13 protein-coding genes are annotated in these 13373 nt (G+C 53.1%); 4 read left to right on the plus strand and 9 right to left on the minus strand.

The window, feature by feature from the left end; translation table 11 throughout:
- Positions 1 to 2 precede the first annotated feature (2 nt).
- The gene (locus K3759_RS19375) at positions 3 to 509 is read left to right on the plus strand and encodes an MgtC/SapB family protein (RefSeq protein ID WP_409202537.1); all 507 of its coding nucleotides are present in this window, start codon (positions 3 to 5) and stop codon (positions 507 to 509) included.
- Between the two features lie 95 nt (positions 510 to 604).
- On the opposite strand, the gene K3759_RS19380 is transcribed toward K3759_RS19375, so the two are convergent.
- Entirely contained in the window at positions 605 to 1249 is a 645-nt protein-coding gene (locus K3759_RS19380) for an exopolysaccharide biosynthesis protein (protein ID WP_259986266.1), read from the minus strand.
- Positions 1250 to 1472: 223 nt separating this feature from the next.
- Between K3759_RS19380 and K3759_RS19385 the strand changes: the two genes are divergently transcribed.
- Positions 1473 to 2438, plus strand: coding sequence for a calcium/sodium antiporter (locus K3759_RS19385; protein WP_259986267.1), 966 nt, complete (start codon positions 1473 to 1475; stop codon positions 2436 to 2438).
- 66 nt (positions 2439 to 2504) lie between these two features.
- On the opposite strand, the gene K3759_RS19390 is transcribed toward K3759_RS19385, so the two are convergent.
- From K3759_RS19390 to K3759_RS19400, 3 genes are all read right to left on the minus strand, one after another.
- Positions 2505 to 2966: a pentapeptide repeat-containing protein gene (locus K3759_RS19390; protein WP_259986268.1), complete on the minus strand. Its 462-nt coding sequence runs from the start codon at positions 2964 to 2966 to the stop codon at positions 2505 to 2507.
- 27 nt (positions 2967 to 2993) lie between these two features.
- Positions 2994 to 3245, minus strand: a complete 252-nt coding sequence (locus K3759_RS19395; protein WP_259986269.1) for a zf-TFIIB domain-containing protein — start codon at positions 3243 to 3245, stop codon at positions 2994 to 2996.
- Between the two features lie 227 nt (positions 3246 to 3472).
- On the minus strand, positions 3473 to 3886 hold the full coding sequence (locus K3759_RS19400) for a response regulator (protein ID WP_259986270.1): 414 nt from the start codon (positions 3884 to 3886) through the stop codon (positions 3473 to 3475).
- 239 nt (positions 3887 to 4125) lie between these two features.
- Between K3759_RS19400 and K3759_RS19405 the strand changes: the two genes are divergently transcribed.
- Together K3759_RS19405 and K3759_RS19410 are read left to right on the plus strand one after the other, a co-directional pair.
- Complete coding sequence (locus K3759_RS19405; RefSeq protein ID WP_259986271.1) at positions 4126 to 5673, plus strand: PAS domain S-box protein; 1548 nt, start codon at positions 4126 to 4128, stop codon at positions 5671 to 5673.
- A gap of 198 nt (positions 5674 to 5871) precedes the next feature.
- A protein-coding gene (locus tag K3759_RS19410; protein ID WP_259985890.1) for an IS3 family transposase occupies positions 5872 to 6980 on the plus strand; the annotation gives its coding sequence in 2 pieces (ribosomal slippage) (positions 5872 to 6121 and positions 6121 to 6980; 1110 coding nt in all).
- A 213-nt stretch (positions 6981 to 7193) separates the two neighbouring features.
- On the opposite strand, the gene K3759_RS19415 is transcribed toward K3759_RS19410, so the two are convergent.
- From K3759_RS19415 to K3759_RS19435, 5 genes are all read right to left on the minus strand, one after another.
- Positions 7194 to 8612: a TrkH family potassium uptake protein gene (locus K3759_RS19415; protein WP_259986272.1), complete on the minus strand. Its 1419-nt coding sequence runs from the start codon at positions 8610 to 8612 to the stop codon at positions 7194 to 7196.
- A gap of 6 nt (positions 8613 to 8618) precedes the next feature.
- The gene (locus tag K3759_RS19420) at positions 8619 to 9299 is read right to left on the minus strand and encodes a response regulator (protein WP_259986274.1); all 681 of its coding nucleotides are present in this window, start codon (positions 9297 to 9299) and stop codon (positions 8619 to 8621) included.
- On the minus strand, positions 9299 to 10924 hold the full coding sequence (locus K3759_RS19425; RefSeq protein ID WP_259986275.1) for an ATP-binding protein: 1626 nt from the start codon (positions 10922 to 10924) through the stop codon (positions 9299 to 9301). The genes K3759_RS19420 and K3759_RS19425 overlap by 1 nt, the downstream gene beginning before the upstream one ends.
- 349 nt (positions 10925 to 11273) lie before the next feature.
- Positions 11274 to 12632 carry a pilus assembly protein TadG-related protein gene (locus K3759_RS19430; protein ID WP_259986276.1) on the minus strand — a complete coding sequence of 453 codons (1359 nt, stop codon included), beginning with the start codon at positions 12630 to 12632 and terminating at the stop codon, positions 11274 to 11276.
- 4 nt (positions 12633 to 12636) lie between these two features.
- Positions 12637 to 13074, minus strand: coding sequence for a TadE/TadG family type IV pilus assembly protein (locus tag K3759_RS19435; RefSeq protein ID WP_259986277.1), 438 nt, complete (start codon positions 13072 to 13074; stop codon positions 12637 to 12639).
- Positions 13075 to 13373 lie beyond the last annotated feature (299 nt).

Here is a 13373-nt window from a genome sequence, read left to right on the forward strand (position 1 = left end):
GGATTAAACCAGTGTGGCAAGAAGTCTGGGCAACCATCATCAGCGAATTTTCCGATATTCCCGACTTGTCGACCATGACCCGTATAACACTTCGCTTGGTGTTGGCCGCGTTTTTGGGCGGGCTGCTTGGCTATGAACGAGAACTCAAAGCGCGAAGCGCCGGGGTGCGCACCCATATGCTGGTGGCTGTTGGTGCGGCACTCTTCGTGATTGGCCCATTACAGAGTGGCATGCCTACTCCAGACATGTCGCGGGTTCTGCAAGGTATCATCCAGGGCATTGGCTTTTTAGGGGCAGGAGCGATCATTATTCGCGTAGCAGAACAAAAGGTCCAAGGTCTGACGACCGCTGCAAACATTTGGGCTACCGCTGGGATTGGTATCGTCGCGGGGCTCGGTCTCGAGGCGACTGCGGTCCTAGCGACGGTGATCGTGCTGATCATCCTAGCCGTTATCCCGCGCATCCTACCGTCTTCGGTTAGACCCAACGGGGCCCAAGAAGGACAATAACCCTATTAGATTCCCCTTTACCCCGCCCGGTGGCCTATCGTTTCAAGGGGTTATCCAACGTAATAGGTATTTGGTTTAAATTACGTAGGGCACCCTCAATGCATTATGGCATCCGCTCCGGCTGCAACTGACATCGCGACGAGAACCGTCAGGACTATCGAGGCCAGCCCCATGCCGATACCTGCAAGTACAACCAGTCCGTCGCGTTCAACAAAGCCAATACCTGCGACGAAAAGCGAAATAGCAGGAAACCACCCGCTGAGCGGTAAAGGCACAAACAGTGCCAAGGCGATTCCTAAAAGAAGCAATCCGATTAGACGCTCAGTTTTGGGTTGGAATACGCCTTGCAGGCGCGGTCGAGTCAGGCGCTCAACTCGTCGGGAAACCGGCCGTAGACGCAGCACAGTATTTCTCAGGGAAGAACGGGACAGAGACCGTTTGGCAATCCAAGGCGGCAGCCAAATATAAGAACGTCCGAGCACCAGTTGAGCACTAAAGAACACCAAGGGGATGGCCGTCACAAGCGTGGCGCCGGGAGGCAGCGGCAGAAGGTTAATTAGGGATGACAGCAGAATGGCCCAACCGAATGACCGCTCCCCCAACCGCTCTAAGAGATGACCAAGGGGTATCGCGTTGCGCTGGCGCTCACTCCGAAGCACGCAAAGCAAATTGAACGATAGAGAACGACTTTTGACGGTTCTTTGTCTTTTCGACAGTGGATAACTGGAGTTGATTGTCACAACTCTCCTAAGCCTCGATGGGGAGGCGTTAAGAAAAGTGTCTCTTGGATGGTCGCCATTGGCCTGCCTTTACCTTGAGGGCCAAATCTGCCCGGCGCGTTGGTTGGCAGGTCCCTTTGGAATCCGCCTGTTCCACTCTTGTAGGGAGCTGCATGGAACTCTATTTGGGTATGAACCTGAGGGAACCAAGAGCCTATGCAATATTCTTACGAACTGAGACCGCATGGGCATTGATCTGATCTACATCGCAGCTGGCCTCGTTTTGCTTTTCGCCGGGGGTGAAGGGCTTGTACGCGGCAGCGTTGCGATTGCAGAACGAGCTGGGCTCTCCAAAATGGTGATCGGGCTGACCATCGTCGGGTTTGGTACCTCAGCCCCCGAGTTACTGGTCTCCTTAAAAGCCGCGTTCAGCGGGGCCCCCGAGATTGCTCTGGGCAATGTGGTCGGAAGCAATATCGCCAATATCCTACTCATCATCGGGGCTGGGGCCTTGATCATGCCGATCGCCGGTTGGGATAGGTCTGCTGTACGGGAAGCGATGGTAGCGGCCTTGGTCGCTTTCGCGCTGTTTGGTTTGCTTAAAGGCGCGTTCCTGGATCGGCTAGAAGGGGTTCTCCTGCTGGCGGTGCTCGCTGTCTACTTGGGTGCGACGTTCTGGATGGAGAAGCGTAGCCGCGACTCCCAGATGTTCGAGCGCGAAGCCGAAGAGTTTGAAGGCTACGGTGCCTCAAGAATGAGTTTGGCTACAGGCTTTGTTCTAGGCGGCATCGTAGCGCTCGTGGTGGGTGCTAATCTGCTGGTGTCCGGGGCCGGGTCCATCGCGAAAACGCTCGGGGTTTCCGATGCTGTGATTGGCCTGTCCCTCGTAGCCATCGGCACCTCCCTACCTGAACTAGCCACATCTATATCTGCGGCCCTCAAAAAGCAGTCTGACGTTGTCATAGGCAATGTGATCGGGAGCAATATTTTTAACGTTTTGGCGATCCTCGGGATCACATCCGCGATTGTTCCGATCGAAGTGAGTGAACGGTTTCAGGGGTTTGACATGGTGTTCATGCTGCTCCTGTCCTGCGGTCTGGCGGTGATTTTATTTGCAGTCAAGCGCATCGGACGAGTAGCCGGTTTCCTGTTCATAGCGGGTTATGCAGTTTACATTGGATACCTGTTCCAAAGCGGTGCGATCAGCTAAATCCTGCTGAACTATCGTGTGGGTAAGGTTAGGGGGTTACTTAAACCAAACCTATTAGGCGGCCAATCAATCGCACTCGGTGCTCACCATGGTCTCATCTGGCACCTGCGTGTTGCAATAGAACCCTGCGTCAAGATCGGTGTCGATCAGAATAGCATCTTCAAAAACAGCGGCCTTCAGAACCGTGTTCTCGAACGACACGTTGACGAGCTTGGCGCCGGTAAAACTCGCGCCCGTAAGATCGGCAGAGTCAAAGGAAACATTTTCAAGGGTTGCCTGGTCAAACAGCGAAAGGTTGAGACCTGCTTCCGAGAAATCCACGTCCTTTAATTGAGCTTCGGTCAGGTCTATGCCGGTCAGCTTCCGACCTGTAAGGTCCAGATGCTCGAAGGTACATCCAGGACATTTTCCGAGCATACGCAATTGCTTCTCCTCATCCGGTTCCTGCCCGATAGCGGACGTGCCAAAGAGAGAAACGACGGTCAGAAGCACGCCAAGGCGGCTCGTCGAAAACACAAAATTTTTCAAGAAGTACCGCCTTAGCCTACATGGCCTTTAAAAATCAAAAAGCTCGCTTAAGAAGCCTTCGCGCCGCTTCTTTTTATAGGGCCTGCCATGGTCGTGATCTTGTCTCGAACTGCGCAGGGAGGCGACCTCTCGGGGTGCAGGGTCGGGACTCGACCGTTCAATGATCTTGTCTAGCTCGCCTCGGTCCAACCAAACCCCACGACATTGGGGGCAATAGTCAATTTCAACACCGGAGCGATCTGTCATCACCAGCTGGGTTCCATCGATCGGACATTGCATTGGTTAGCCTCCTTCATTCCTGAGTTAATTGGGCACCCGCAATGCAAACTGCAACCTCTTCAAGACTATTATCGTCAAACCCTCTGTGCGTTTGATAGGCTGGGGCGGAGCCAGCCAAGTTACGATTTTCAGAAAACTCTGCAAGATAAGGACTAGCCGCGCAGCAGTGAACGCCAGGTGGACCTGTAGAGTGGGGGTGCATGCCTGCTCTCCGGGTGCGAGCTAGATCAGGCGTGGTTTGGGGGATCTAGCTGCTGAGCACGCCGGTGATCAGGTGATGCGGCGCTTTTCAAACAAGCTATGACTGTCTCCGGCAGATAGGGTTTAGCAATAAATGTCGAGCCGGTAGGAAGACTGTTTGCCGCCACATTTGAGGCTCCGGATGCAACAATGATCGCAATGTGGGGCCATCTGCGGCGCACAATCTTTACCAACTCTAAACCGTTTATTGAGCCAGGCATCTCAATATTTGTGAACATGATGCCTATGTCATTATGCGAAGTGAGAATTGTGAATGCTTTGGCCGCATGTGCAGCAGCATATCCCGAGAGGCCCGCATCCTCCACAAGGCCCATGGCCGCGAGGCGCAAAAATGGTTCAGCTTCTACGACGAGAACGCCGCATGCGTCACGAACGATCATATCAGAGATATCCTTATGCGCTGAGGTTTACATAGTATGCTGAGCTAACATTCATTGCTAGATAAGCGTTTAATGTCATTTTCAGCTGACCTACCCCTTTCCTCACTAAAGCCACTTTCCCGACAAGTATTTAACAACATTGAGTAGCCATAGGATTCTTTCCTCCACGCTAGGAGGGTGGTTAAGTAGCAATGGCGCCGCATCGCTAAAAAATGCACTTGCCCGAGGAAGGTGTCCCTATGAAAAAACATACGCTCCGCGCCTCTCCTGAAAATTGTCCGACCGACCGACTTAAAGCTCGAGATGATCCGGTAAATATGGGAACGCATGCCATAGCGATCGAAACTATGGAAACGGCGTTGGCCGCTGCTCGGATAGCCGTGTTTGAGCTCGATCTGGTTGCAGACACCTCGAATGTCTCAGCAACTTGGCGTGATCTTATGGATGTCGACCTATCCGACGGCGTCGACTTTCAAACAGAATGGCGAAAGAGGATCCACCGTGACGACGAAGTGCTTATCGAACGCGCATTGGCTGACTACGTAAATGGCCAAGCCCCCCGGGTGGCAGTAGAATATCGGCTACGTTCACGTGATGGGTTGGACTGGCTCTGGATGCGTACAGATGCCGAAGCAACTGAGTGGGATGTTCAGGGGAATGCTCTCAACTTGGTCGGGACACAACGCGATATTACAGACCGAAAACGCGCCGAGATAGCGCTGCAAGATAGCGAAGAACAATTTAGGTCTCTGATGAACAATGCCCCCATTGGAACAGCCTTGGTTTCATTGGAGGGTCAGTGGCTGGCGACAAATGCAGCAATGACTGCTTTCCTTGGCTATTCAGAAGAAGAACTGAGAAGCACAGATTTCCAGTCCATAACGCATGAGGACGATCTGGAAAATTGCCTTTTGAAAGTCCAAAAAATTTTAAGTGGTGAAATTGACGCTTTCGAACTCGATAAAAGGTATGTGCGCCCCGATGGAGAGATCGTTTGGGGGCATCTCTGCGTGGTTCTTGTGCGGAGCGATGATGGCCAACCTTTGCACTACATAACTCAGGTCTTAGACATAACTGAGAATCGGAAGTTGGATTTCCTCAGGAACGAGTTCATGTCCATCATTGCTCATGAATTACGCACGCCCGTGACGGCAGTCGTAGGGGCGCTGGATATGCTCGACGTCGTTTGTCCCAATGGTCCAATAGAAAAAGTACAGCAGCTTGTAAAAATTGCCAAACGCGGAGGGGACCGGTTGCGCACAGCGTTGGAAGATCTACTCGACTTCGAACAGGTGTCAGGCGGAGCTTTATCCCTCAACTTGACTGAAACAAATATTATCGAAATTTTAGGAGAGGCGCTGCTGAAGAGCCAACCCGTCATGGATCAGCATAAAAGTTCAGCCCGCATGATCCTACAGGAAAGCGAGATTTCCTGGAAATGCGATCCGGTTCTGTTGGATAAAGCGCTTAGGCACCTGCTCTCAAATGCTGCTAAATTTTCTCCTGATGATACTGAGGTTCGGGTTATAATCGCGAGGGATACAAGCCAATTAAGCATCCGTGTAAAAGATTCAGGCCCCGGAATTCCCGATAATCTTCAGGAGAAGGTATTTCAGCCTTTCTGGCAGCAAGACACATCTGACACAAGGGAGCAGCAGGGTGTTGGCCTCGGACTCACTATTTCCCGCCAGGCGATCCGAAGAATGGGGGGTGAGCTATCAATCGTGGCCTGTGGTGGGCCGGGGGCTGAGTTTCTCATCACACTTCCCGCATGCCCCTCGCAATGAACTTGCGTCGGGAGTTCATGCCCAAGTCACGAGAGCTCGACCCAGTTCATAAAGGTCTCAGACGTCTATGCCCTGACCCTAGTAAAGCCACACATAGACGATGCCATTCAAAACCTCTGCGAGAGTTATGATCTGACCTGCTCCCCTGAAATGTCCTCGATTTGAGGTTAGCCTGTTCTCCAATTGAGGAGATAAAAGATGAAGAGAAGCCGTTTCAGCGAAGAACAGATTATTGGCATCCTGAAGGAGCACCAGGCAGGGCTCGGCGCGAAGGAGCTGTGCCGGAAGCACGGCATCAGCGATGGGACCTTCTATAAATGGCGCTCGAAGTATGGCGGCATGGAAGTGTCTGAGGCCAGGCGGTTGAAAGCGCTTGAGGCCGAGAACGCCAAGCTGAAGAAGATGCTGGCGGAACATATGCTCGACGTCGCCACGCTAAAGGAAATGCTGGGAAAAAACTTCTGAAGCCCGGTGCAAGGCGGAGAGCTGTGGACTGGGCCATGACAGAGAAGAACTACAACCAGCGGCGAGCCTGTGCCTTGGTCGGGATTGATCCGCGCGTCTATCGCCGACGATCAACCAGGTCAGGGGACGCCGAGCTGCGGGAAAGGCTGAAAGAACTGTCCGGGGAGCGAAGGCGGTTCGGCTATCGAAGGCTGCACCTCTTGCTCGGGCGCGAGGGCTGGCATGTGAACTGGAAGAAACTCTACCGGATTTACCGCGAAGAGGGGCTGACAGTGCGCAAGCGTGGCGGTCGAAAGCGTGCCATCGGTACACGGGCGCCGATGGCGATACCGCAAGGGCCGAACCAGCGTTGGTCTCTGGACTTCGTCTCGGACAGCCTCTCGGACGGCCGCCGCTTCCGCGTGCTCTGCGTTATCGACGACTTCAGCAGAGAATGCCTGGCAACAGTCGTGGACACCTCCCTGTCGGGGCAGCGCGTTAGCCGCGAGCTCGATAACATCGCCCAGGTGCGTGGCTATCCATGCATGGTGGTCAGCGACAATGGAACGGAGCTGACATCGAACGCCATCCTGAAATGGCAGGAGGAACGGAAGGTCGAGTGGCACTACATCGCTCCAGGAAAGCCCATGCAGAACGGCTTCGTCGAAAGTTTCAATGGCCGTCTGCGCGACGAGTGCCTCAACGAGCATTTGTTCGCCAACTTGCGCCACGCCTGGGATCTGATCTCTGCTTGGCGCGAGGACTACAATCACCATCGCCCACACACGAGCCTCGACGGGCTCACCCCGTGGGAGTATCACCAAAGGTCAGTAGAGGACCAAACCCTGAACAGAGCGAACTAAAGAACGCGGACTCTAAGGGGAGCAGGTCAGATCAGGTAAACTTGTGTTGTTGTCGCCATTGTCTACCACCTTCCACCATGTCGGCTGGCAATCAAAAAGTGTGTAGTCAACTCTTCGCCGGTTAGTCTGGCATCACGAGACCGATTGGCCAAGCGTTTTTGGCCGGTGGAAGAGTAATAGTTAGGAAGGCCGAGCCGATATAATAGGCACCTCTTATACCAGCTCTCTCCAGAATGATGGAGAGAGGAGCGCAAAGACTGTTAGCATTTCTAATCGACCAGCGTACATTCCTAAAGACAAGAGCCATTTTGCCCCATCTGGTAGCGAGGAGAAGTTGCCTGCAGGGCCTATGATGTTGCCTAGACCGGGCCCAACATTAGCCACTGCGGTGAGGGCACCACTAATCGAGGTCGTCATGTCCAAACCGAACGAGTTAAGAGCTACTGCGAGGCCCATTACTGTAGCAGCATAGAGGGTGAAGAAGGTCATCACCCCGTTGATAACATCATATTCGACCACCCGTCCTTCGTAGCGGGTTGGAAAAACTCCATGAGGCTGATGAATATGCCGCATCTGGGCGTATACGCTGCGAAACACGACCACCCATCGCATCATTTTACCGCCTCCCGATGTAGAGCCCGTACATCCGCCTAAAGCAGTGAGGCATAAGAATGCAGTCGCGGCAAAGGGGCCCCACAGTGTATAGTCGGTAGTCGCAAACCCTGTGGTGGTTACAACCGAGACGACATTGAAGGCTACCAGCCGCAAGGTCTCAAGAACCGGTGTGTGTGCTGTAATGACGCGCCATAATGTCAGAATGAAGATCGCCGATGACAGAGAGATAAGCAGGGCGTGGATTTGTTCACTGCGGAAGGCACCCCTTGTCAGCACGCGGATATACCACGCGAACGGCAGGGCCGCTGTCAGCATAAAAAACGTTCCCATCCATTGCAGGTAAGCGCTGTCGAAAAGGCCGAATGAGGAATCTGAGGTAGAGTAGCCGCCAGATGATACGGTCGTGAAGGCGTGTACGAGCGCTTCAAATCCGGTCATGCCGCCGGAAAGATAGGCGATAGCGCAAATGAAGGTCAGGGCAAGATAGATCCAGACCGTTGCTGAAGCAAACCGAGCGGCACTGGCGAGCGCCTTCTCCCCTTTCTCTGAGCTTTCTGTTTGATAAAGCTGCATGCCACCAACGCGCATGATTGGCAGCAGAGCTATGCCTGCGACAATGAAACCGACCCCGCCGATCCATTGAAGCAGTGCCCGCCAAAGCAAGATACCGTGATCCGTGTTGTCGAGTCCCGTCATTACGGTTGAGCCGGTGGTGGTAATCCCCGACATGGATTCAAAGAACGCGTCGGAAAAAGACAGCCCCCAAAGCCACAGAGGAAGGCCCCCTGCCAAAGCCGCGACGAACCATGCGCTGCCGGTGAGAAGGAAGGAATGCCGACGGTCCAATCCGGAGCCGCGCCCCATAGCGCTGACACAAACACCACCCCCAATGGAAAGGGTGATCAACGCTGCCTCCAAGAATATAACACGCGTTGCGGGGAAGATGAGCGCATCGAAGGCCATTAGAACGCCAAGGCCGAGCAAAAGTAGGCCGTTGATGAATACCACGATTGCCATGCCGCCCTAGCTCTCGCGGAACCGGTAGCCGATGCCGGGCTCGGTAAATATCCAGACGGGGTCCGTAGCATCGTCGCCAAGTTTGGTGCGCAGCTGCCGGATAAATACCCGTAGATACTGGCTGTCTTCGGCGTGAGCCGCGCCCCAGACCTTTTCGAGCGCAATGCGCTGTGTCACCAGCCGACCGGGATGGGAGGCAAGAAGCCAGAGCAATTGAAACTCTTTGGGCGTCAAACTTAAGGGCTGGGTGTCCAAATGTGCTGAATGTGCAGCGACATCTAGAATAAGTCCGCCAATCTCAATCCGGGAAATGTCCTGCTGTTCGGTGCCACGGTCCCGAAGCAAGGCGCGCAACCGCGCAAGCAATTCGCGCGTACCAAAGGGTTTCGCCACATAGTCCTGCGCCCCAAGGTCAAGCGCTGCCACTTTTTCAGTCTCATCGGCGCGCACTGATAGAACAAGAACCGGCAGATTTGACCAAGTACGAATGTCTCGTAGCACATCTTTTCCGTCCCGATCCGGCAGCCCAAGATCAAGAACCAGCAGATCCGGCGCACCTGTCGCGGCCTGCACGATAGCCTCCCGGCCGGTTGCGGCCTCAAGAACAGTATGTCCCTCGGATTCCAGCGCGATCCGCAAAAAGCGTCTGATCTGATCTTCGTCGTCAATAACAAGGATACGGGCCATCAGACCTCCTGACAGGCGATCGGCAGGCGAAAGACGATTGTCGTCCCGCTTTCGTCTGGGTTGTTTGCCTGAACATAGATGCCACCGCCATGCGCATCGACGATGCCGCGCGCGATCGCGAGGCCAAGGCCCGTCCCTGCCCGCTGCGTATCGCCCGCCGTCACGCGGTAAAACATCTCAAAAACGTCGCTGCGTGCCTGCGCCGGTATGCCAGGCCCCTGATCGCTGATTGCAAGTTTCAACCAAGTGCCTTCCGCGTGCCCGGATAACAAAATTTCAGAATTCTCCGGTGCGTATTTGGCGGCATTGTCCAGAACATTGACCAAAAGCTGTTCGATCAGGATGGGATCAACATCAATTAACGGCATGCTGTCGGGCAGACCTACTACAACCTTATAGGGGGCGAGATTACTGCGGAGCCGCCGCCGGGCGTTTCCGATAATCTCGAGCAAATCAGAAGCCACACATTGAGGCCGAAGCGCTCCATGGCTAAGACGTGTCATGTCCAGAAGGTTCTGCACATAGCGGTCCAGACGCTCGCCTTCCTCCCGGATCGTCTCGGCCAAGTCTTGGCGCATTGGTTCAGTGTAGCGGTCACCCCCTTCCGCCAAAGTAGATGCAGCACCGATAATGCTGACCAAAGGCGTACGCAGATCATGGCTGACTGATGATAAAAGTGCCGAGCGCAATTTTTCAGTTTCCGTCGCGAGGCGGGCAGCTTCGAGCGTTTCAGTGAGATCCGTACGTTCAAAAGCCAATGCCAATTGGCTCGCAAAGGCTTCCAGTAGACGCCGATCATCGCGTTCAATAGTGCTGGAATGGATAATAAGCGCAGCCAATGTCTGTTCGCCCGCAGTGACAGGCAAGATCAACCACTCGGGAGAAATTGCTGAACTGCTGGCGACTATGACAGGCTCCCCGGAGGCAATCGCTCGGCCAACGGCTTCGTTGATACGCACGTCCGCGACTTCTAACGCTGGGCTGGAAGCAATCTTTTTGACAGAACCGCCAACAGTGCGAAACAGCGCTGCCTCTCCGCCCATGGTGGCTGTGACATGATCCACTGCGGCGCGCGCCACAGCCTGCGACGAAGGCGCACACGCAATTTTCTGAGCGAACTCATGGAGGGCGGTGATGCGTTCCACACTGCCGCGCAACGCTATCGCACGTGTCCGAAGCCTTGCAGCCAGGGTGCCGGTGACAATGGAAGCCAGAAGAAACAGACCCAAGGTCACCAAATCCGCCTCCTGAAGGACGCGGAATGTGAAGCGTGGCTCAGTAAAAAAGTAATTATATGCGACGAGCCCAGCAAAGGATGCCAGGATTGAAGGCCCGGGACCGCCGAACGATGCAACGACAACGACGCCAGCCATGAAGGCAAGAGTTAACTCGCCAACTGGTAAAGTGGCTTCCAGCACCCTGGCTGCAAACGTGACCACAACCATCACTAGACAGGCGCCCAGATAGCTGCGGCTTCCTGCATGCGCCCGTGCACGGTGAAGCTTGAAGTCCGGCATTTTGCAAGGACGGCGGTTGATTGGGCTTACCTCAGAAATCACAGCACCTTGGTGCATCAGCGATACTTTTGCATCGCCAGTACGTAAAGACGCTATGCTTGTTTTCACTCACTTGTATAAAAAAAACATAAAAGTCAGGGCTGCGCGTTGATGAGGAGAGATCGCTGGAGTTGCAGGTTTGAAAGACAGGATCGGCATTCTCAAGGGCCGCCTTGAGTTCCCGATACGCTGGACACAAGCATGCTGGAGAGGCTCTAGTGAGCATGATCGATAAGAAAGAATTGAATCCGTTAATCACGGAGATTCCAACCGGGTAAACCAATGTCTTGATTGCGTAAAATCAGATTACGGCTAGGTGAAGAGGGGCGTTAAGAGCGATTTACGTGGTTCTGGTTGATAGCATCCTAGATGACCGGAGGCTGAAACCTATGACCGCCTGCGCTGACAGAAAAATTTCTCAGTTCACCATTCTGAAGTATGGAGCCCTATAAGCATTCTCCATGCCAGAATTCCGACAAAATCCCATATCCATGTTGCTTGTTCCGTCAATCCGGCCGTAGGAAATAAAAGATGCCCCCTGAACTCCATCTGCGTTGGCTGAAAAGGTAATGTCTCCCATCGCCAAAACTTGTCCATTATAGACACTCAAAGAAGAGGCGACCTTGAAGCCTCCGAGGGTCATCAGCGAAGCACCGCCACCCTCTGCGCAATCATCATCACGGCCAATCTGTAAGCCTTGAGGGGAGTTTAAGGATGTTGCTCCCTCATGGGTTGTTGCGATCACCACATCTTCCAAGACAACGCCATTAGAAAACTTGATCTCGCAATCGGAAACGAAAACAAATTCACTGTAGAGACCAGCATCCATGGTGATAGAGCCGGAACCACCACAAATCATTCGATTCACAGCATTTTGTTTGAAGTGATAAGAGTTCAATGAGTTGGTGTTTCCCTTTGGTTCTGGTTCCCCTGGCGGGAGACCGGGGAATTCTCTTAAGTCGATGTCGTAGTAATAGCTAGGACTGACATACGGCGGCAGATGCTCAGCTTCTGCCGTCCAGAAGCTATCGATGATATCAGGCAATTGATTGAGTAACCGCAGTCGGTACTTTCCGTTCCGAAGAGCCGTTTGCAGGCCGTCGTTCTTTTCGAAACCAGATCTTGGGATATCAAGGTCGTCGATGTTCGGCATCGATACAACAGTTCCCGGTTCAAAATAGTTGTTCTGATTCATGCTGACATATTCATTTGAATGTATGCAAAAGCCATTTGAGAAATTGTTGTTTGATTGGACATCCACTACACCCTCGGCAACGAAACCTTCGGTAAAACAGCCTGGATAATATGTAGAATAAACTGACTCGACTCTGACATCGAATGTATCACGGCCGACTAGTCGAAGTAGAAAGTTGCGCGAGGCATTATCCCGGGCCTCCTCCATCATAGCGTGAACTTGCACCGCAGACCTAGAATTGGGGTCTTGAACGAAGCTTTGTTCCGCAAAATCCCATTCGCCAAAGCTCACATCTGTAGCCAATATAGCATTATAACCGAACTGGTTTGGAGGCAGCATAGATGCTACGGTTTCAGTTGCCCTCGCAATGGACTCGTCCGGACTGTGTTTTTCGCGGGTGTAAAGTGCAGCGTGAGCCGCACTATCGGCAGCCACTTGTAGTTGTGTCCGTTCAGAGATTACTTTGTTAATATCGACGGCAAGCCCACCAAGAATGAGACATATCAAGAGCAGGAAGAGGGAAAGAAGTGTAATGGCCCCATCTTCATTATGAACCCACTTGAGATGAGCTTTTATGGGCATAGCCTCAAAACTCCACGATATGTTGGGCGCTGACAAGAATTTGCACGCTGTCAAACGTGCTCCTGGCTAAATTCAAAGGCATCAATTTCCCAGCGGAAGCTGTGAGGTCCGTCTTTACGAAGCCCCCTGAGATCGTAGTTGCAACGTTTATATCGGCATCGAGATGTGCAACCTGTCCGATGATGTAATCCTGAACGGCTATACTATCGGGAAGACGACCTAGAGAGAAGGCGCGGTTGCCATCATGTACAATCCGCGTCAGCTGCGACTCGTAGAAAAATACCATCGAAACGTTCATGATTATCGCAAGTACAAAAACGAAAATTGGCAACCAGATCACGGATTCAATCGTTGCTGATCCCTGATCATCCTTACAGAATCTGGTTACACGACGAGAACCACTCGCTTGATCGGCTCTGATTGTATTCCAAGATCGCTGCATGGTGTGGCCCTTAAGGGAAACTCATCCCGTGGAGTAATTTGGTGCCCTAAGAATCTGTCTTAAATGCGTTCTCGCGGCGGCAATTTTTCGTTACTTTCGGTGATCGACCCGAATGCCACGCCCTATAAGAAATGCCCTGCCACCCACCGGTCCCTCACTCATAACGAGAGTATGCAGACTCGCCGAGGGCATTCTCAAGCCGTAGCAATTCAAACTGCAATTGCGAGGCGATGTGAACCTTGATCATCAGTGCGCTGGATTAAGTTGCGTTGGTCGATTTCTTGACACATTTAGGAACA

Source organism: Sulfitobacter sp. W027 (genome assembly GCF_025143985.1).
Taxonomy (GTDB): domain Bacteria; phylum Pseudomonadota; class Alphaproteobacteria; order Rhodobacterales; family Rhodobacteraceae; genus Sulfitobacter.

What these genes read in the sequence shown, in the direction of transcription:
- K3759_RS19430 (WP_259986276.1), bottom strand. Translation starts at nt 12,632, where the DNA reads ATGCCCATAAAAGCTCATCTCAAGTGGGTTCATAATGAAGATGGGGCC.
- K3759_RS19395 (WP_259986269.1), bottom strand. Translation starts at nt 3,245, where the DNA reads ATGCAATGTCCGATCGATGGAACCCAGCTGGTGATGACAGATCGCTCC.
- K3759_RS19405 (WP_259986271.1), top strand. Translation starts at nt 4,126, where the DNA reads ATGAAAAAACATACGCTCCGCGCCTCTCCTGAAAATTGTCCGACCGAC.
- K3759_RS19420 (WP_259986274.1), bottom strand. Translation starts at nt 9,299, where the DNA reads ATGGCCCGTATCCTTGTTATTGACGACGAAGATCAGATCAGACGCTTT.
- K3759_RS19400 (WP_259986270.1), bottom strand. Translation starts at nt 3,886, where the DNA reads ATGATCGTTCGTGACGCATGCGGCGTTCTCGTCGTAGAAGCTGAACCA.
- K3759_RS19385 (WP_259986267.1), top strand. Translation starts at nt 1,473, where the DNA reads ATGGGCATTGATCTGATCTACATCGCAGCTGGCCTCGTTTTGCTTTTC.
- K3759_RS19435 (WP_259986277.1), bottom strand. Translation starts at nt 13,074, where the DNA reads ATGCAGCGATCTTGGAATACAATCAGAGCCGATCAAGCGAGTGGTTCT.
- K3759_RS19415 (WP_259986272.1), bottom strand. Translation starts at nt 8,612, where the DNA reads ATGGCAATCGTGGTATTCATCAACGGCCTACTTTTGCTCGGCCTTGGC.